Source organism: Flavonifractor plautii ATCC 29863, assembly GCF_000239295.1.
GTDB lineage: Bacteria > Bacillota > Clostridia > Oscillospirales > Oscillospiraceae > Flavonifractor > Flavonifractor plautii.
The window spans coordinates 1-17,549 of the sequence record NZ_JH417680.1 but is presented as its reverse complement, the minus strand read 5'-3'; the positions used below and the strand labels follow the sequence as shown (position 1 = coordinate 17,549).

Below are 17,549 nucleotides of genomic sequence, written 5' to 3'. Positions count from 1 at the left end.
CGAAGCTTCGCACCTCCCTTTTAGAGGCCCAAATAGGTCACCAAGTCCGCCATGGAGTATAGACCGGGGGACTGCCCGGCAGCCAGAAACCGGGCGGCCTGAACCGCTCCGGAGGCAAACACCTCGCGGCTCAGGGCGGAGTGCCGCAGCTCAATGAGCTCATCCCGCCCGGCAAAGAGCACCTCATGGTCGCCCACAATTCCACCGCCCCGCACCGAGGAGATGCCGATTTCACAGCGCTCCCGGCTCCGCCGGATACCCTGCCGGCCGCAGACCAGCTCCGGTTGGCAAGGGAGGGCGTCCGCCGCGGCCTCTGCCAGCATGAGGGCCGTCCCACTGGGGGCATCCATCTTCTTGTTGTGGTGCCGCTCCACGATTTCGATGTCACAGCTCCCGCCCAGCACCGCTGCGGTCCGGCGTACCAACTCGACGAGGATGTTTACGCCAAGGGACAGGTTGGCGGAGCGAAAGATAGGGATGGAACGGGCAGCCTGCTGTATCTCCTCCAGTTGTCCCTGGTCATAGCCGGTGGTGGCCAGCACAAGGGGCATCCTGTGTTCCAGGCCGAAGCTCAGCAGAGCGGGAAGGGCCGAGGGACTGGAGAAGTCCACCACAACGTCGGCTTCTCCCTGAAATTCGGCGGGGGAGGCGTATACCGGGAAATCGCGGATATCCGCGCCCAGCAGATCAAAGCCGGCGGTCAGCTCCAGCTCCGGTTCAGCGGCACAGATAGCCTCTACCGCATGGCCCATCCGGCCGTTACAGCCGGAGAGGAGCAGTTGAACCATAGTTCACATCCTTTCTCTGCGCTATTGGAGCAGGTGAGCGCTCTCCATGGCGCGGCGCAGGGTCTCCAGGTGCCCGTCGGACATGGCGCAAAGGGGGAGGCGCAGGGAACCCACCTCATAGCCGGCCAGATTCAGGGCGGTCTTGATGGGGATGGGGTTGACCTCCAGAAAGAGGGCGTCAATGAGGTCGGTGTACTCGATCTGGAGCGCAGCGGCCTCCCGGAACCGGCCCTCCAGGCAGAGGTGGCTCATCTGAACCATCACCTCAGGGACGAGATTGGCCGCCACGGAGACGACCCCCTTGGCCCCCAGACTCATCATGGGCACCACCTGATCGTCGTTGCCCGACCAGATGTGGAAGTCATCGCCGCAGAGGGCGCGGGTGTGGGAGAGCAGGGAGAAGTTTCCGCTGGCCTCCTTGACCCCGTTGATGTTGGGGTGCTGCGAGAGAAGCTGGTAGGTCTCGGCGGTAAAGGATACGCCGGTGCGGGAGGGGACATTGTAGAGAAGGATGGGCAGCTCCACCCGGTCGGCTATGTAGGTGTAGTGCTGAATGAGGCCGGTCTGGGACGCTTTGTTGTAGTAGGGGGTGACGAGCAGCAGGGCGTCCGCGCCGGAGTCCTGGGCGTGCTGGGAGAGGTAGAGGGCAGCGGAGGTGTCGTTGCTCCCCGCGCCGGCAATGACCTTCACCCGGTGGTTAACCCGCTTGACGCAGAAGGCCACGGCGGCGATGTGCTCCCGGATAGAGAGGGTGGCGCTCTCGCCGGTGGTTCCGCAGACGCAGATGGCATCCACGCCGTGGTCGAGCTGCTGGTCGATCAGGTGGCCGAAGCAGCCGTAATCAATGGCGCCGCTCTGGTCAAAGGGGGTGACAATGGCGGTACAGGCTCCGGTGAAAACAGGCTCTCGCATAAGATGGGGTTTACCTCCTTTGGATATACCCCTCCGCGCAGAGAAGCTCAGCAAGGAGAACCGCACCGCCGGCCGCGCCGCGGAGGGTGTTGTGGGACAGACAGACGAACTTGTAGTCGTACTGGGTGTCGGGACGCAGCCGGCCGATGCACACGGCCATGCCGCCCTCGGTCATCCGGTCCAGCCGGGTCTGGGGGCGGTCAGGCTCCTCAAAGTAGTGCAGGAACTGCTTGGGGGCAGAGGGCAGGGCCAGCTCCTGGGCACGGCCCTGGAAGCCCGCCCAGGCGGCTTTGATTTCGTCCAGAGAGGGCTTGTTCCGGAACCGGGCGAAAACGGCTGCCATGTGGCCGTTGGAGGCGGGAACGCGGAGACACTGGGCGGTGATGGACGGGCCTGCGGCATTGACGATAACGCCGTCCTCCACCCGGCCCCACAGCTTCAGGGGCTCCTGCTCGCTCTTTTCCTCCTCACCACCGATGTAGGGTATCACGTTGTCCACCATCTCCGGCCAGGTTTCGAAGGTCTTGCCCGCACCGGAGATGGCCTGATAGGTGCAGACCAGCACCTGCTCCAGGCCGAAGGCGCGCAGGGGATGGAGGGCGGGGACATAGCTTTGCAGGGAACAGTTGGACTTGACGGCGATAAAGCCGCGCTCCGTTCCCAGACGCCTGCGCTGGGCTTCGATGACCCGGAGGTGCTCGGGATTGATCTCCGGCACCACCATGGGCACGTCGGGCGTCCAGCGGTGGGCGGAGTTATTGGAGACCACGGGGCACCCGCGGCGGGCATAAGCCTCCTCCAGGGCCTGAATTTCCTCCTTCTTCATGTCCACCGCGGAGAATACGAAGTCCACCTGGGCGGCAATCCGGTCGATGTCTGTTTCCGCGTTGAGCACCACCATGTCCTTGGCCTCCCCGGGCATGGGGACATCCAGGGCCCAGCGGCCACCAATGGCCTCCTCGTAGGTCTTGCCCGCAGAGCGGCTGCTGGCCGCGATGGCGGTCAACTGAAACCAGGGGTGGTTCTCCAGAAGGGTAACGAAGCGCTGACCGACCATGCCGGTGCCGCCGATGACGCCAACTCTGTACTTTTCCATAACCAATACCTCCGTCGTTCCATAATATCCTATTCCAGATCCAGCTTGTTTGAGACTGGGAAAATGAGGACTTTCATATAAAAAGAAAATCAGCAGTTTACATGTCCGCTGATTTTGTACTATAATGTCAAAGACGATGCCGCTACGGCGCAGTCCAACTTAGGTGCAGGGCGCTCCCTGTCATTTTTGAAACCGCCACGGCTCCTATCCTGCATCTGATACTGATTAGTTTTCAAAGATTGTACCACAGATGGAGCCCATGTGTCAATGAAAGAGAGTTGAAAAGTGATTCGATGAAGCAGAGGGTAAAAGGAAATATTTTGCGGCTTGTAACTGCCTGTCTTGCAATTTTATTGATAAGTGGGCTTGCTCCGGCTGGTGCGGCCTCGGCGGAGGCCAACCCGATGGTCCGGGTGGGCCTGTTCTACGGCGGAAACGCCCTGTCGGGGGCCAACCTAGCCAACGACGTGGGCAGCGGCTACCGCTTCGGCTACTTTGATGGCGATCTGACCTTCCAGCTCCTGGGCTACACCAGCGAGACGACGGTCTCCATGGTGAAAACCCAGAATGTGTACTACGGGTCGAATGTGGACTGGAGTGGCTCCGGCTATTACGACAGCAAGACCTCCGACATCGCCGTGGGGTGTTACCATCTCCAGCTCCCCCAGACCTACGCCACCTTTGAGGAGGCATCGGCCGCCGCAGCACAGTACAGCGATGGCTTCCCGGCCTGGATCGACGGCACCTACTATGTGCGGGTGGGCTCCTTCCTGGACAGTACCTCCGCCCAGGCGGCCCAGGCCTCCCTCGGCCTGACCGGGGCCACGGTGGCGGGCACCTCGGGAGCGGGGATCTCTGTGGTAAAGACGGGCACCAATACGGTCCTCTTTCAGTTTGACAGCACCTCCGGCCTGTATCTGGCGGTTAAGCCCGGCCGGGACGACACGGTGAAGGCGGAAACCTACTTCCGGGGCTATTCCTATTTCGGGGCGTTTGAATACCGCCGGAACGGCGGGGACATCACGGTGGTCAATGTGCTTTCCATGGACGACTATCTCCAGGGCGTCATCGTCCAGGAGATGAGCCCCTCATGGCCCCTGGAGGCATTGAAAGCCCAGACGGTTTGCGCCCGCAGCTACGCCTATGGAAAGCTCCAGGCGGGCAAGCACCAGAGCCAGGGCTTCGACCTGTGCAACACCACTGACTGTCAGGCCTACGTGGGTATCGCTACCGCCAGCGACAACAGCCGCCGGGCGGTGGAGGAGACCAGCGGGGTGTATCTGTGGTACAATGGGCGGGTGGCGGACCAGGCGGTTTACTCCTCCCACAACGGCGGAGCCAGCGAGAGCGCCGTCAACGTGTGGGGGAGGGATTACCCCTATCTCATCGGGAAGATTGACCCCTATGAGGCCTCCGTCGTGGACCGTATCTCTAACTACAACTGGACGGTGACCTATACCGCCCAGGAGCTGACCGAGCTGCTCCAGAGCAAAGGCTATGGAAACAGCACCATCGTGGATTTCCGGGTGACCAAGACCAGTCCCACCGGAAATGCCATCGAGATCACCTTCACCGATGCCAACGGCCGGAGCTGGAGCAAGACGCGGGAGGCGTGCCGCACCTTCCTGGGGCTGCGTTCCCAACACTACACCATATCGGGCGGCAGCGGAGGAGGCTACGCGGTCAATGGTACCGGTTCCCTCAGTACACTGAACGGAGCCTATGCCGTGGATGGGAGTGGGGCAATGAGCACACTGACTGAGGGGCAGGTCTATGCCATCGGCGGGGACGGCGTCATCTCTCAGGTGAAGCCCTCCGCGTCGGCCGGCAGCTCCGGCGTCTTTACCATCACTGGATCCGGCTGGGGGCACGGAGTGGGCATGAGCCAGTGGGGTGCCTATTCCATGGCCCAGCAGGGTGATACTTACAAGGATATTCTGACCTTTTACTATACTGGAATCGAGGTGCGCAAGCCATAAAAACCGCTGATTTTGATTTTTATCTGCCGGAGGAGCTGATTGCTCAGACCCCGCTGGAGCGGCGGGACGCCTCCCGACTGCTGGTGCTGGACAAGGAGACCGGAGCCACCCGGCACATGCATTTTTTTGATCTGCCTACCCTCCTGCGCCCGGGGGACTGCCTGGTGCTCAACGACTCGCGGGTGCTGCCCGCCCGGCTACTGGGCCATCGGGAGCCCACCGGCGGTGCGGTGGAGGTGCTGCTGCTCATCGACCGGGGGGACAAGGTGTGGGAGTGCCTGGTGCGCCCCGGCCGCAAGCTGAAGCCGGGGACGCGGCTGTCCTTCGGGGACGGCTCCCTCAAGGCCGAGGTGGTGGAGGTATGCGAGGGGGGCAACCGGCTGGTCCGCTTCGAGTATGAGGGGATCTTCCTGGAGACCCTGGAGCGGCTGGGCAAGATGCCCCTGCCGCCCTACATCAAGGCGGAGCTGAACGACCCCGAGCGCTACCAGACGGTGTACTCCCGGGCGGTGGGCTCCGCCGCGGCACCCACCGCCGGACTCCACTTTACCCGTGCCCTGCTGGAGCAGGTGCAGGAAATGGGGGTAAAGGTCTGCTATGTGACGCTCCATGTGGGCCTGGGCACCTTCCGTCCGGTGAAGGAGGAGGAGATCACCGACCACGAGATGCACAGCGAATACTGCATGATCTCCGCCGAGACCGCCGAGACCATCAACCGTACCAAGCGGGAAGGGGGGCGGGTCATCTGTGTGGGTACCACCTCTTGCCGCACCATCGAGAGCTGGGCGGCGGAGGACGGCACGTTGAAGGAGTGCGCGGGGTGGACGAATATCTTCATCTATCCCGGCTACCGCTTCAAGGCGCTGGACTGTCTTATCACCAATTTTCACCTGCCCGAATCCACGCTTATCATGCTGGTTTCCGCCCTGGCAGGGCGGGAGCATGTCCTGGCCGCCTATAAGGAGGCGGTGGAGCAGCGCTATCGGTTTTTCTCCTTTGGAGATGCGATGTTCATCGGCTGAGTCAGAACGAAAAAGAGAAACCGGGGTTCCCACAAGTTGTGGGAACCCCGGTTTTTGTATGGGTCAGATAAGGCCCTCTTCCACCAGAAAGTCATGGGCGACATCGGCGGCGTTTCTGCCCTCGAGGTCTACCTCGGCGTTCATGGCGGCCATTGCCTCATTGGAGATGCGACCGTCCAGCAGGGCGAGCACCTCCTTCAGCTCGGGGTACTCGTCCAGACACTCCTGACGGATAAAGTTGACCGCGTAGTAGGGCGGGAAGAAGCTGGCGTCATCCTCCAGCTGAACCAGGTCAAACTTGGAGAGGAGGGCGTCGGTGGCGAAGGCGTCGATAACATCCACCTGGCCGCTGTCGATGGCGGTATAGCGCACCGCCACGTCCAAAGCGTTGACCTCGCCGAACTTGGTATGGAAGGTGGACTCCAGGCGGGGAAGGGCATCCTCCCGCTGGGTGAAGTCGGCGGTACAGCCCAGACGGAGTTCGGGTGCTACGGCCATCAGATCGGTGAGGGTTTCGAGCTGATACTGCTCGGCGATCTCCGGCCGGACGCTCATGGCATAAGTGTTGTTGTAACCCAGGGGGGCGGAGACGGAGATGTTGTAGTCGTCCCGCATTTTCTCCGACAGGATCTCATAGACTTCGTCGGTGTTGGTGTTCAGAGGCAGTCCCAGGACAGAGAGGTACACCTGTCCGGAGTAGTCCACCACCATGTCGATGTCGCTGTTCTCCATGGCGGTCATCTCCAGGGAGGTGCTGGCCAGGCCGAAGGTGGTGTCCACCTGGATGTCGGTCTTGGCCTCGATGAGCTCCTTGTAGATGTTGCCAACGATGTAGACCTCGGTGAAGTTGGAGGCGCCGACGGTCAGGTGCTTGTCAGACTTCTTGTTGACCAGGTTTCCGCCAATGGCGACCACCACCAGGGCGATACACACGCCCACGGCGATCACCTGCCGGCGGCGGATGACCTTCTTGGGCAGATTCTGGATCTGCTCGTTGGGAAGCAGGCCCTCACTGGTGATCGCCTGCTCCAGCTTGGCGAAGATGAAATCAAAGAGCAGCGCCAGCAGGGAGACCGGGACGGCGCCCAGCAGGATCATCTCCACATTCAGGGAGTTGAGGCCCAGATTGATAAACCAGCCCAGACCCTTGGCGCCGGCAAAGGCGGCGATGGTCATAGTGCCCACAGAGGCCACGGCGGCGATGCGGATACCGGCCATGATGAAGGGGGCGGCGATGGGCAGCTCCACCAGAAACAGGCAGCGCGTGCGCGTCAAGCCCATGCCCCGGGCTACCTCCAGGTTCTTGGGGTCCACGCTCATGATGCCGGTATAGGTATTCTTCAGAATGGGGAGGAAGGCATACACAAAGACCATCAGGATGGCGGGCACCGTGCCGATGCCCAGAAAGCAGACGGCCAGGGACAGCAGGGCGATGGAGGGGATGGATTGCATGACGTTGGCGATGCCAATGACGATTTTGGCTGCTGTCTGGTTGCGGGTGATAAGGATGCCCAGCGGCACACCGATGGCCAGGGAGATGAGCAGGGCCAGTGTGGTCATGTTGATGTGGCGGAAAAGCTCGGTGACCAGTTCGGGCCAGCGGGAGACCAGGAGCTCCCAGAAGGAGGACAGAGAGAATGAAATGCCCATAATTACGCACCCTCCTGTTCGTCGCGCTCAACCGGCTCGTCGATGAAACGGCGGCTCAGGGTGGAGAGGAGGCTGCTCCGGTTCAGGAAACCGCGAATGGCTCCCTCCGCATCCAGGACGGGCAGGATGCCGAAGTCCTTCTCGCCATAGTCCGCTACCTTTTCCAGTACAGTGCTCAGGCTGTCGTCCACCCGGACGGACAGATAATCGTCAGAGAGGAACGAGGAGACCGGGGAGCTGTATTGGTCGATGCCGATCAGATCCTGGAGCCACACCATACCGGCAAACTTATTGTCGTCGCCGGTGACCAGCAGGCTGTCGATGTTATAGTGCCGCATGAGCTGTACCGCCTGCACCACTGTGCGGCTCTGAGAGATGGTGATGGGGCGGGGGCGCATGATGTCCTCGGCCCGGATAAAGGAGGGGTTCTCCCACAGGCGGTTCTTGCCGATGAAGGAGTTGATGTACTCGTTGGCGGGATGCTTGAGGATGTTCTCCGGCTTGTCGCACTGGACCACATGGCCGTTTTGCAGGATGCAGATGCGGTCGGCCAGCTTGACGGCCTCATCCATGTCGTGAGTGACGAAAACAATGGTCTTGTGGAACCGGAGCTGGAGCCGGTGCACCTCGTCCTGGAGCTCGGCGCGGGTCATGGGGTCCAGGGCGGAGAAGGGCTCATCCATGAGGATGATCTCCGGGTCGGCGGCAAAGGCGCGGGCTACGCCGATGCGCTGCCGCTGGCCTCCGGAGAGCTGGGAGGGGTACTGGCTGCGGTATTGGTCCGGCTCCAGGTTGACCAGCTCCAGCAGCTCGGTGATCCGGTCGTAGATTTTTTCCTTGGGGTACCCGGCCACACGCATGGCCAGAGCGATGTTGTCCTCCACCGTCATATGGGGGAACAGGCCGCCCTCCTGGACGACATAGCCCATCAGGCGGGGAAGCTGGGTCACCTTGATCCGGTTGATGGGGGTGCCATTGATGAGAATCTCGCCTTTGTCAATGGGGTTGAGCTTGTTGAGCGTTTTCAACAGGGTCGTTTTCCCGCATCCGCTGGAACCGATCAGGACAAAAAACTCGTTGTCCTGGATGGTCAGACTGATGTTCATCAGTACCGATTTTCCGCGGTATGACTTGTAGAGATTTTTCAATTCAATCACAGCAAAGGAGCTCCTTTCTGAATGATCCCTATTGTAGTATGGAGTGGATTGAAATGGAGTAAGGATTGACGGATTTAGATAAAGAATTTGTTAAGGCAGGGAGAATTCGCTTGACAGATCATTCTGTATCTGCTAAAGTTACAGTACAAACTGTAACTAAAAAAATTACAAATAAGTATGAGTGGAAGCCGCAAAGGCTTGGAACCCTATCTCCAGTAGAAAAGAAAAGGGCAAACAGAAAGGATGAATGTAATGGAAGCGATCGTCATCACGAAAGAAAATTTTGAGGAGCAGGTGCTGAGGGCGGAGAAGCCGGTTCTGGTGGACTTCTGGGCGCCCTGGTGCACCTATTGCCGGCGTATTGCCCCTGCGGTGGACCAGGTGGCTGGACAGTATGGGGAGCAGATGGTGGTCGGCAAGGTGAATGTGGACGAGCAGCCGGAGCTGGCAGAGCGGTTTGGGGTGGAGACCATCCCCACGCTGCTGGTATTTCGGAATGGACAGGCGGGAGAGCCGCTGATCGCCCCCGGCTCAAAGGCGCAGATTGTAGAGTGGGCCGGACTGTAAGAGAGGAGGTGCGCCGGATGGGTGTAAAGCACTATGACGTGATTGTGATCGGCGGCGGACCCGGCGGCTATACGGCGGCCCTGTACTGTGCCCGGAGCGGGCGCTCGGTGGCGGTGCTGGAAAAGCTCTCCGCCGGAGGCCAGATGGCGACCACGGACCGGATTGACAATTATCCCGGCTTTGAGGAGGGCATTGACGGCTTCGAGCTGGGAGAGCGGATGGAGCGCCAGGCCTGGCGGTTCGGCGTGTCCACGGTATACGGCGAGGTGCGCTCGGTGGAGCTGGCGGGCCGGCCCAAGCGGATCGAGAGTACCGAGGGCAGCTTTGAGGCCGAGGCGGTGATCCTGGCCACGGGGGCGTTCCCGCGGGAGCTGGGCCTGCCGGACGAGCAGGCGCTCCGCGGGCGCGGGGTGGCGTACTGCGCCGCCTGCGACGGCATGCTCTACCGCGGCAAGACGGTAGTGGTCAACGGAGGCGGAAACACCGCTGTGGGCGACGCGCTCTATCTGGCCAAGCTTTGTAAAAAGGTCTATCTGGTCCACCGGAGAGACGAGCTGAGGGCCTCGGCGGTCTATCGGGACGCGCTGAGGGAAAACGGCGTTGAGATCCTTTGGAACAGCCGCATTACCGCTCTGCGCAAGGAGAAACGCCTGACAGGTGTTGAGGTGGAGGATCTTCGCACCGGCGCACGGCGGGAGCTGTTCTGCGACGGCCTGTTTGTGGCCATCGGCCGGGTGCCGGATACGGCCCTGTTTGCCGGCCAGGTGGAGCTGGACCCCTCGGGCTATATCGTGGCGGATGAAACCACCCGCACCAGCGTGCCCGGCGTCTTTGCGGTGGGCGATGCCCGCACTAAGGCGGTGCGCCAGATCGTCACCGCAGTGGCAGACGGGGCCGTGGCGGCCCACTATGCGGAGGAGTTCCTGTTGGAGGATGCTGTAAAGGATAAAAACCTGTCATGAATAGTGCGTTTTGTGTGGCGGTCCACGCCCTGATCTGCCTGAACCGGCGGCAGGAGCAGCTCTCCAGTGAGGAGCTGGCCCGCAGTATCTGTACCAATCCGGCCCGCGTGCGGAAGATCATGGCGGGGCTGAAGCGGGCCGGACTGGTGGAAACCAAGGAGGGGAATGAGGGTGGCTACCGCTTTGTGGGCGATCCCGCCGCCCTTACATTAGATCAGGTAGCCCGGGCGCTGGAGGTGCGGTTCGTGTCGACCAACTGGCGCGGCGGGGGCGTGGATCAGCCCTGCCTGGAGGCATCGGGTATGTCGGAGGTCATGGACGGTCTGCTGGAGGAGCTGGACCAGGGCTGCCGGAGCAGGCTTTCGGAGATCAGCCTGGCTGAGCTGGACAGCAGACTTTATTTGAAACAAAGGAGATGAATATGGGTCTTTCACTGGAGACGAGCGTGCCGGTACTTACGGTGTTTTTACAGGGGCTGCTGAGCTTTTTCTCTCCCTGTGTGCTGCCCCTTGTGCCCCTCTACGTCAGCTATCTGGCGGGAGGCGCCAGGGACGTGGACAGCGACGGCAATATCCGCTATCCCAGGGGAAGGGTACTGGTCAACACCCTGTTCTTTGTGGTGGGCATCAGCTTTACCTTTTTCCTGCTGGGGTTCGGCTTTACAGCACTGGGAAGCTTTTTCCGCAGCAACCAGACCTGGTTTGCCCGCATCAGCGGCATCATTATGATCCTGTTTGGCCTGTACCAATTCGGCGTGTTCGGGCGCTCGGGCGCCCTGGAGCGGGAGCACCGGCTGCCCTTCCGGCTGGACCGGTGGGCTATGAACCCGCTGGTGGCCCTGGTGCTTGGCTTTACCTTCAGCTTTGCGTGGACGCCCTGCGTGGGCCCCACGCTGGGCAGCGTTTTGCTGATGGCCTCTTCGGCGGGCAGCGCCGCCCGCGGCTTCCTGCTGATTGCGGTATACACCCTCGGCTTTGTGATCCCCTTCCTGGCCGTGGGACTGTTTACCGGGGCGGTGCTGGGCTTTTTCAAGCGCCACCAGAGGGTGGTACGCTACACTGTGAAGGTGGGCGCGGTCCTGCTGGTGCTTATGGGCATCATGACACTGACTGGCTTCATGAACGGCATTACCAGTTACCTGTCCAGCGCGGCGGGCAGCGGAGCGGCCGAAACGCCCCAGGCTCAGACAAGCGGAACTCCGGACCCCACACCAGAGGGGAGCGTGCCCGCCGGACCGGAGGAGAGCCCGGCGGCCAGCGGGCGGCCGGTGATTCCCGCGCCGGATTTCACCCTGGTGGACCAGTACGGGGAGGAGCATACCCTCTCCGACTATGAGGGCAAGACGGTGTTTCTCAACTTCTGGGCGACCTGGTGCGGTCCCTGCAAGCGCGAGATGCCGGAGGTGCAGGCGCTCTACGAGAAATACGGGAACAACGAGGGAGATGTGATCGTTCTGGGCGTGGCCAATCCAAAGTCGGAGGAGTACCCCTATAATCAGGATGTTACTCAGCCGGAGGTGGAGCAGTTCCTGGAGGACGGCGGCTACACCTTCCCGGTGGTGATGGACGTTACAGGAGAGGTATTCTACTCCTACGGCATTTCCGCCTTTCCCACCACCTTCATGATCGGCGCGGATGGGAATGTGTTCGGCTATGTGCCGGGAGCTCTCACCGGCGATATGATGGAGTCCATTGTCCAGCAGACCATAGACGGCGTTGAGGCGGGGGCATGAGGGATACTCTTGTCAAAGCTCAGTCCTTCTGGTATTATGGAAGGTAAGTTTTTGACAAAGGAGTTTTGACGTGTTTGAAGTCCTGAAAACAGAGGGAAAGGCCCGCCGGGGTGTCTTTACCTGCGCCCACGGCACGGTGCAGACGCCGGTGTTCATGAACGTGGGCACCCAGGGGGCCATCAAGGGTGCGGTGTCGGCCCACGATCTGAAGGAGATCGGCTGTCAGGTAGAGCTGTCCAACACCTACCACCTTCACCTGCGCCCCGGCGACCAAGTGGTGCGGCAGATGGGCGGCCTGCACAGGTTCATGCGGTGGGACGGCCCGATCCTGACCGACTCGGGCGGGTTCCAGGTGTTCTCCCTGTCGGGCCTGCGCAAGATCAAGGAGGAGGGGGTCACCTTCGCCTCCCACATCGACGGGCGCCGCATCTTTATGGGGCCGGAGGAGTCCATGCAGATTCAGTCCAACCTGGGCTCTGATATCGCCATGGCCTTCGACGAGTGCGTGGAAAACCCGGCGACCTATGAGTATGCCAAAGCCTCCTGCGAGCGCACCCTGCGCTGGCTGGCCCGGTGCAAGGCGGAGCACGACCGGCTCAACGCCCTGCCTGATACGGTGAATCCCCGCCAGATGCTCTTCGGCATCAATCAGGGCGCCACTTTCCCGGAGCTGCGCATCTGGCACATGAAGGAAACCGCCAAGATTGACTGCGAGGGCTACGCCATCGGCGGCCTGGCGGTGGGGGAGCCCACCCAGGTGATGTATGACATCATCGACGCGGTGGAGCCCTATATGCCGGCGGACAAGCCCCGCTACCTCATGGGGGTGGGTACCCCCTCCAACATTATCGAGGGTGTGGCCCGGGGCGTGGACTTCTTCGACTGCGTGATGCCCGCCCGCAATGCCCGCCACGCCAAGCTCTTCACCTGGTCGGGGGCGCTGAATATCCGCAATGAGAAGTACAAGCTGGACGAGCGGCCCATCGACCCGGACTGCGACTGCCCGGTGTGCCGCTCCTTCTCCCGGGCCTATCTGCGCCACCTCTTTGCAGCGGAGGAGATGCTGGCCATGCGTCTGGCGGTGCTTCACAACCTCTATTTCTACAACAAACTGGCCGAACGTATCCGCCAGGCACTGGACGCGGGCCAATTCGCGGCATTCCGGGCGGAGTATTCCGAGAAATTGGCCGGGCGGCTGTGAAGTTTCTGTGAATGAGGCGAAAAGGGCTTGTCAAAATCTGCTTTTCGCTTTATAATGTCCTATTGGTGACGTTTTAACGTCAAAGTATGAATCGGAGGGGGATTATTTTGCTGACACAGACTGCTGGCGTTCTGCTGACAAATTCAGGGACGAATGGTAGTGCAAGCTTATTGAGCATGCTTCTGCCGTTCGTGATCCTGATCGCGGTCTTCTATTTCTTGCTCATCCGGCCGGAGAACAAGAAGAAAAAGGCGGCGGCCAAGATGCGCTCTGAGCTGGCGGTGGGCGATGAGATCACCACCATCGGCGGCGTGGTAGGCACCATCTGCCAGGTGAAGGAGGATACCATCATCATCGAGACCAGCGCCGACCGTGTGCGTATGGAGTTCACCAAGTGGGCCATCTCCACCAAGGGCACCCAGTCCACGGAGAACGCTCCTGCGGACACCAAGGATTCCAAGGACAAGAGGTAATAGTGAACGCCCTCCCTGCATAGGTTTCAGTAGGAATCCATGCCAAGGGAGGGTGTTTTTATGAAAAAAAAGGAGGAGGAGCAGAGCGCAAAGCTGATCCGCTGCGGAATGGGGCTGGTGCTGGGGGGCGTGGCCGCGCTGGCGGTTTGCTTTGTCTTTCTGCTGGTGGCGTCGGCGGCCATTTCCGGCGGACTGGCAGGGGAGGAGCTGATGTATCAGCTCACCATCGTGGGATGTGTGCTGGGGGCCTTTGCGGGCGGCCTGCTGGCAGTGCGGCGCTGTGGGAGCCGGGCGCTGATCGTTGGCCTTACCACCGGCGGAGTGCTCTTCCTGCTGCTGCTTACCATCGGGGCGCTCTGCTTCGAAACGGTCTCTCTGGAGGCGGGGGGCATCGGCCTGCTGTGCGGCTCCCTGTGCGGCGGAGCTGCCGCCGGAATCCTGGGCGGCGGGGGTAAGAAGAAGCCTGCCCGGAAAAAACGCAGAAAATAATTGAAATCGGGCGGAGAATGTGTTATAATCGCTCCAAACCATCGTTATGGGAGGGAAACCAGAATGAAGCATGTGAAGACGCTCAACGGCGCGACTCTGAAGAAGAGCGCCGCCCACGGCGGCTGCGGCGAGTGCCAGACCTCCTGCCAGTCCGCCTGTAAGACCTCTTGCACCGTTGCCAACCAGAAGTGCGAGAACCAGTAAAAACGAACTTGGCTCGAAAAGGGTGGGGCATCCCACCCTTTTTGTATGCCGTAATAAAGTGAGGAACGAACAAATATGGTACATACCTTTCAATGCCTTGGCGTGAATATCGCCGTGGATGTCAACAGCGGCGCCGTCCACGTGCTGGACGAGCTCACCTACCACCTTCTGGAGCAGGTGCAGCCCCCCATGGGAGAGCACTGCCCGGCGGAGCTTTGCGCCAGGCTGCCCCAGTACGACCCAGCCGCCCTGGAGGAGGCCTGGCAGGAGCTGCGCGGTCTGGCGGCCGAGGGGCTGCTTTTTGAGGAGGACGACTACATTGACCGGGAGAAGGCTGCCTCCATGCAGCAGCAGGCCCTGGTGAAGGCCCTGTGCCTCCATGTCTCCCACGACTGCAACCTGCGGTGTAAGTATTGCTTTGCCTCCACCGGCGATTTCGGCACCGGCCACCGCATGACCATGGACTTCGAGACCGCCAAACGGGCCATCGACTTCGTCATCGCCAAGTCGGGCCACCGCCGTAACATCGAGGTGGACTTCTTCGGCGGCGAGCCGCTGATGGCCATGGATACCGTAAAGAAGACGGTGGAGTACGCCCGTTCCATTGAGGAGGAGCACAACAAGTGCTTCCGCTTTACAATTACAACTAATGGTGTGCTCCTCGATGATGAGAACATCGAGTACATCAACCGTGAGATGTCCAACGCAGTTCTCTCCATCGACGGGCGAAAGGAGGTCAACGATGACCTCCGGCCCACGGTCAACGGCAAGGGCAGCTATGACGTGATTGTGCCCAAGTTCCAGAAGCTCATTGAGGGCCGTGGGACGAAGGACTACTACCTCCGGGGCACCTTTACACGATTCCACCAGGACTTTGCCGAGGACGTGAAGGCGTTGGCTTCCATCGGACGGAATATCTCGGTGGAGCCGGTGGTGGGGAAGGAGGACGACCCCTACGCCCTCCAGGAGGCGAATCTGCCCGCCTTGAAGGCGGAGTACGAGCGCCTGGCGGAGTATCTCAGGGACCACCCGGAAACCAACTTCTTCCACTTCAATGTGGATCTGGCCCAAGGCCCCTGCGTGATCAAGCGCCTGCGGGGCTGCGGGGCGGGCTGCGAGTATGTGGCTATCACCCCGGAGGGGGACATTTACCCCTGCCACCAGTTTGTAGGCAACGAGGACTACAAGCTGGGCAGCCTTTATGATGGCACCTTCGATCAGGAGCTGTCGGGCCGCTTTGCCGGACTGAACATCTACACCCGCGAGGAGTGCAGGGATTGCTGGGCACGGTTCTACTGCTCGGGTGGGTGTAGCGCGTCCAACCTGCTTGTCAATGGCGACATAAAAAAGCCCCACCGTGTGGGCTGTGAGTTGGAGCGAAAGCGGCTGGAGTGTGCCATCGCTCTGCGGGCGATCGCGGCCGGAATGGCGGAGTGACATATACAGATCGTAATTATACAAATCGTAATCTCCGCTACAAACAGACAAAAAGTGATGAATTGAGCCGGATGTCGGCAAAAACAGTGACTATAATTTTAGTAAAGAGGAGCGCCACAAAGTGTGGCGCTCCTCTTTTTGTATACACAGTTTACATAATTAAGTAAACATAACAACTTGGCATAATATACAAAAATGAAGTTTTTTCTTTTCCGTCCTTGCACAAGACGGCCTGGTAAGCTATAGTTAGCATGTAAACCGTTGGCACGCGTCTAATCGAGGCCCTGTCCGCATATGCTCCCATGGGAGGTGAGGGCGATGCGCAGGGCGGCGGAAGCGTGGAGAATTTCAGGGGATGGGCTTATTCCGGTGCTGGCGGTAACTGCGGCCTGCTTTTTGTTGGGCGGGCTGGTAGGATGCCTGCTGGCATCCCATATCGGAGGCGGGGGTCAGGAGAGCCTGGCCGCCTACGTGGAGGGATTTCTTCGCGCCGCTCAGGCGGGGGAGATTACAGCGCCTGCGCTGGCCTCACTGGTGTGGGACACCGTGCGCTGGCCGCTGCTGGCGCTGCTGCTGGGCTTCACCGCGCTGGGACTTCTGGGGCTGCCCCTGCTGTTTGCGGTGCGGGGATTCCTGCTGGCCTTTTCGATTGCCTCATTTGTGCGCCTGTTCGGCGGCGCGGGCTGTCTGCTGGCCCTCTTGGTCTTTGGGGTGAGCGGTGCGCTTTCGGTGCCGGTGCTGTTTGTGCTTGGGGTGCAGGGCCTCCTGGCCGCCCGGGTGCTGGCCGGACGGGTCTGGGGGGATGGGAAAACCCCTCCGCCCTATGGGAAACTCTATTTTTTCCGCTGCGGCGCCTGTGCCGTCGCGCTGTGTGTGAGTCTGCTGCTGGACTGCTTTGTAGTGCCCGGCCTGGTATCCAGCCTGGCGGGGACGTTCCTGAGCCTATAGAGATACTGCGAGAAGGTGTTGGACGGATGGATTATCAATCAGGTTATGCGCACTATTTGACAGAGGAAAAGCGGGCCTCCGCCAACACGTTGAGCTCCTATCTGCGGGATGTGACCCAGTATCTCCACTGGCTGGAAGGGGAGGGGGTTCCGCCGGAGCAGGCCGCACAGAAGGATGTGGAGTCTTATACGAGATTTTTGTCGGCCAAGGGTAAGTCGGCGGCCACGGTAACCCGGTCGCTGGCCTCTCTGAAGTCTTTCTACAGCTATCTGATCGCGGAGGGCAGGGTGTCCGTCAATCCGGCCAGGGGGCTGGCCCCGGCGAAGGTAGAGCGGAAGCTGCCCCACATCCTTACCTCCAAGGAGGTGGAACTCTTTCTGGAGCAGCCGGATGCCTCGGATGCCAAGGGCTGCCGCGATCGGGCCATGCTGGAGCTGCTTTATGCCACGGGTATCCGTGTCTCTGAACTGATTGGTCTGGATCTGGAAAATGTCAACCTGTCCGCCGGCTTTATCCGCTGTTCCGGCCGGGGAAAGGAGCGGATGATCCCCCTCTACCCGGCGGCTGTCCGGGCGCTTCAGGACTACATAGAGCACGTGCGGCCCCAGATGCTGGAGCACCCGCAGGAACGCGCCCTGTTCGTGAATATGAGCGGGGAGCGCATGAGCCGCCAGGGCTTTTGGAAGATCATCAAGCACTATCAGGAGAAGGCCGGAATTCAGACAGAAATCACCCCGCACACCCTGCGCCACTCCTTTGCCGCCCATCTGCTGGAAAACGGCGCGGATCTCCACTCCATCCAGGAGATGCTGGGACACGCGGACATTTCGTCCACCCAGATCTATGCCCAGCTGGTCAACCAGAAGCTGAAGGATGTCTACAACAAAGCCCACCCGAGAGCCTGACTGACGGGCCGCGGCGCGCTGCGCCGC

General features: G+C 60.8%; 19 protein-coding genes. 14 read left to right on the top strand and 5 right to left on the bottom strand.

Features of this window, described 5'->3' with window-relative positions:
- Positions 1-20 precede the first annotated feature (20 nt).
- Genes dapB through asd form a run of 3 tightly spaced genes read right to left on the bottom strand, consistent with a single transcriptional unit; the run spans position 21 to position 2,796 of the window.
- Positions 21-788 (bottom strand): 4-hydroxy-tetrahydrodipicolinate reductase, encoded by a 768-nt coding sequence (gene dapB, locus HMPREF0372_RS04585; RefSeq protein ID WP_007489383.1) that lies wholly within the window; start codon positions 786-788, stop codon positions 21-23.
- A 21-nt stretch (positions 789-809) separates the two neighbouring features.
- Positions 810-1,700 carry a 4-hydroxy-tetrahydrodipicolinate synthase gene (gene dapA, locus HMPREF0372_RS04580; protein ID WP_007489382.1) on the bottom strand — a complete coding sequence of 297 codons (891 nt, stop codon included), beginning with the start codon at positions 1,698-1,700 and terminating at the stop codon, positions 810-812.
- Positions 1,701-1,710: 10 nt separating this feature from the next.
- On the bottom strand, positions 1,711-2,796 hold the full coding sequence (asd, locus tag HMPREF0372_RS04575) for an aspartate-semialdehyde dehydrogenase (protein WP_007489380.1): 1,086 nt from the start codon (positions 2,794-2,796) through the stop codon (positions 1,711-1,713).
- Between the two features lie 404 nt (positions 2,797-3,200).
- Here asd and HMPREF0372_RS04570 point away from each other — a divergent pair, with 404 nt between their 5' ends.
- Complete coding sequence (locus tag HMPREF0372_RS04570; RefSeq protein WP_024724065.1) at positions 3,201-4,775, top strand: SpoIID/LytB domain-containing protein; 1,575 nt, start codon at positions 3,201-3,203, stop codon at positions 4,773-4,775.
- Positions 4,772-5,797: a tRNA preQ1(34) S-adenosylmethionine ribosyltransferase-isomerase QueA gene (queA, locus tag HMPREF0372_RS04565; RefSeq protein ID WP_039996690.1), complete on the top strand. Its 1,026-nt coding sequence runs from the start codon at positions 4,772-4,774 to the stop codon at positions 5,795-5,797. The genes HMPREF0372_RS04570 and queA overlap by 4 nt, the downstream gene beginning before the upstream one ends.
- Before the next feature lie 63 nt (positions 5,798-5,860).
- On the opposite strand, the gene HMPREF0372_RS04560 is transcribed toward queA, so the two are convergent.
- Complete coding sequence (locus tag HMPREF0372_RS04560; RefSeq protein ID WP_007489375.1) at positions 5,861-7,447, bottom strand: ABC transporter permease/substrate-binding protein; 1,587 nt, start codon at positions 7,445-7,447, stop codon at positions 5,861-5,863.
- Positions 7,448-7,449: 2 nt separating this feature from the next.
- Positions 7,450-8,604: a betaine/proline/choline family ABC transporter ATP-binding protein gene (locus HMPREF0372_RS04555; protein ID WP_009256834.1), complete on the bottom strand. Its 1,155-nt coding sequence runs from the start codon at positions 8,602-8,604 to the stop codon at positions 7,450-7,452.
- Positions 8,605-8,669: 65 nt separating this feature from the next.
- On the opposite strand from HMPREF0372_RS04555, the gene HMPREF0372_RS19980 reads away from it, so the two are divergent.
- The 12 genes from HMPREF0372_RS19980 to xerD all read left to right on the top strand — a co-directional run bounded on the left by HMPREF0372_RS19980 (position 8,670) and on the right by xerD (position 17,522).
- On the top strand, positions 8,670-8,891 hold the full coding sequence (locus tag HMPREF0372_RS19980; RefSeq protein ID WP_007489373.1) for a hypothetical protein: 222 nt from the start codon (positions 8,670-8,672) through the stop codon (positions 8,889-8,891).
- Positions 8,857-9,171 (top strand): thioredoxin, encoded by a 315-nt coding sequence (gene trxA, locus HMPREF0372_RS04550; RefSeq protein WP_009256835.1) that lies wholly within the window; start codon positions 8,857-8,859, stop codon positions 9,169-9,171. The genes HMPREF0372_RS19980 and trxA overlap by 35 nt, the downstream gene beginning before the upstream one ends.
- A 17-nt stretch (positions 9,172-9,188) precedes the next feature.
- A complete protein-coding gene (gene trxB / locus HMPREF0372_RS04545) occupies positions 9,189-10,133 on the top strand; it encodes a thioredoxin-disulfide reductase (RefSeq protein ID WP_007489371.1) in 945 nt (314 codons plus the stop codon).
- Positions 10,130-10,552, top strand: coding sequence for an RrF2 family transcriptional regulator (locus HMPREF0372_RS04540; protein WP_007489369.1), 423 nt, complete (start codon positions 10,130-10,132; stop codon positions 10,550-10,552). The genes trxB and HMPREF0372_RS04540 overlap by 4 nt, the downstream gene beginning before the upstream one ends.
- A 2-nt stretch (positions 10,553-10,554) precedes the next feature.
- On the top strand, positions 10,555-11,865 hold the full coding sequence (locus HMPREF0372_RS04535; RefSeq protein WP_024724070.1) for a cytochrome c biogenesis protein/redoxin: 1,311 nt from the start codon (positions 10,555-10,557) through the stop codon (positions 11,863-11,865).
- 70 nt (positions 11,866-11,935) lie between these two features.
- A complete protein-coding gene (gene tgt / locus HMPREF0372_RS04530; RefSeq protein ID WP_007489366.1) occupies positions 11,936-13,066 on the top strand; it encodes a tRNA guanosine(34) transglycosylase Tgt in 1,131 nt (376 codons plus the stop codon).
- A gap of 176 nt (positions 13,067-13,242) precedes the next feature.
- Positions 13,243-13,539 (top strand): preprotein translocase subunit YajC, encoded by a 297-nt coding sequence (gene yajC, locus HMPREF0372_RS04525; protein WP_007489365.1) that lies wholly within the window; start codon positions 13,243-13,245, stop codon positions 13,537-13,539.
- A 60-nt stretch (positions 13,540-13,599) separates the two neighbouring features.
- The gene (locus HMPREF0372_RS04520; protein ID WP_024724072.1) at positions 13,600-14,028 is read left to right on the top strand and encodes a TIGR04086 family membrane protein; all 429 of its coding nucleotides are present in this window, start codon (positions 13,600-13,602) and stop codon (positions 14,026-14,028) included.
- A 63-nt stretch (positions 14,029-14,091) separates the two neighbouring features.
- A complete protein-coding gene (gene scfA, locus HMPREF0372_RS19010) occupies positions 14,092-14,232 on the top strand; it encodes a six-cysteine ranthipeptide SCIFF (RefSeq protein WP_007489363.1) in 141 nt (46 codons plus the stop codon).
- Between the two features lie 75 nt (positions 14,233-14,307).
- Complete coding sequence (gene scfB, locus HMPREF0372_RS04515; RefSeq protein WP_007489362.1) at positions 14,308-15,669, top strand: thioether cross-link-forming SCIFF peptide maturase; 1,362 nt, start codon at positions 14,308-14,310, stop codon at positions 15,667-15,669.
- Between the two features lie 318 nt (positions 15,670-15,987).
- A complete protein-coding gene (locus tag HMPREF0372_RS04510) occupies positions 15,988-16,617 on the top strand; it encodes a hypothetical protein (RefSeq protein ID WP_039996687.1) in 630 nt (209 codons plus the stop codon).
- A 26-nt stretch (positions 16,618-16,643) separates the two neighbouring features.
- Positions 16,644-17,522, top strand: a complete 879-nt coding sequence (xerD, locus tag HMPREF0372_RS04505) for a site-specific tyrosine recombinase XerD (protein ID WP_007489359.1) — start codon at positions 16,644-16,646, stop codon at positions 17,520-17,522.
- The last annotated feature ends 27 nt before the right edge of the window (positions 17,523-17,549 follow it).

Coding starts and splice junctions, on each gene's coding strand:
- trxA (WP_009256835.1), top strand. CDS start 8,857: ATGGAAGCGATCGTCATCACGAAAGAAAATTTTGAGGAGCAGGTGCTG.
- scfB (WP_007489362.1), top strand. CDS start 14,308: ATGGTACATACCTTTCAATGCCTTGGCGTGAATATCGCCGTGGATGTC.
- HMPREF0372_RS04520 (WP_024724072.1), top strand. CDS start 13,600: ATGAAAAAAAAGGAGGAGGAGCAGAGCGCAAAGCTGATCCGCTGCGGA.
- HMPREF0372_RS04510 (WP_039996687.1), top strand. CDS start 15,988: ATGCGCAGGGCGGCGGAAGCGTGGAGAATTTCAGGGGATGGGCTTATT.
- asd (WP_007489380.1), bottom strand. CDS start 2,796: ATGGAAAAGTACAGAGTTGGCGTCATCGGCGGCACCGGCATGGTCGGT.
- scfA (WP_007489363.1), top strand. CDS start 14,092: ATGAAGCATGTGAAGACGCTCAACGGCGCGACTCTGAAGAAGAGCGCC.
- xerD (WP_007489359.1), top strand. CDS start 16,644: ATGGATTATCAATCAGGTTATGCGCACTATTTGACAGAGGAAAAGCGG.
- HMPREF0372_RS04570 (WP_024724065.1), top strand. CDS start 3,201: ATGGTCCGGGTGGGCCTGTTCTACGGCGGAAACGCCCTGTCGGGGGCC.
- HMPREF0372_RS04535 (WP_024724070.1), top strand. CDS start 10,555: ATGGGTCTTTCACTGGAGACGAGCGTGCCGGTACTTACGGTGTTTTTA.
- HMPREF0372_RS04560 (WP_007489375.1), bottom strand. CDS start 7,447: ATGGGCATTTCATTCTCTCTGTCCTCCTTCTGGGAGCTCCTGGTCTCC.
- dapA (WP_007489382.1), bottom strand. CDS start 1,700: ATGCGAGAGCCTGTTTTCACCGGAGCCTGTACCGCCATTGTCACCCCC.
- yajC (WP_007489365.1), top strand. CDS start 13,243: ATGCTTCTGCCGTTCGTGATCCTGATCGCGGTCTTCTATTTCTTGCTC.
- trxB (WP_007489371.1), top strand. CDS start 9,189: ATGGGTGTAAAGCACTATGACGTGATTGTGATCGGCGGCGGACCCGGC.
- dapB (WP_007489383.1), bottom strand. CDS start 788: ATGGTTCAACTGCTCCTCTCCGGCTGTAACGGCCGGATGGGCCATGCG.
- HMPREF0372_RS04540 (WP_007489369.1), top strand. CDS start 10,130: ATGAATAGTGCGTTTTGTGTGGCGGTCCACGCCCTGATCTGCCTGAAC.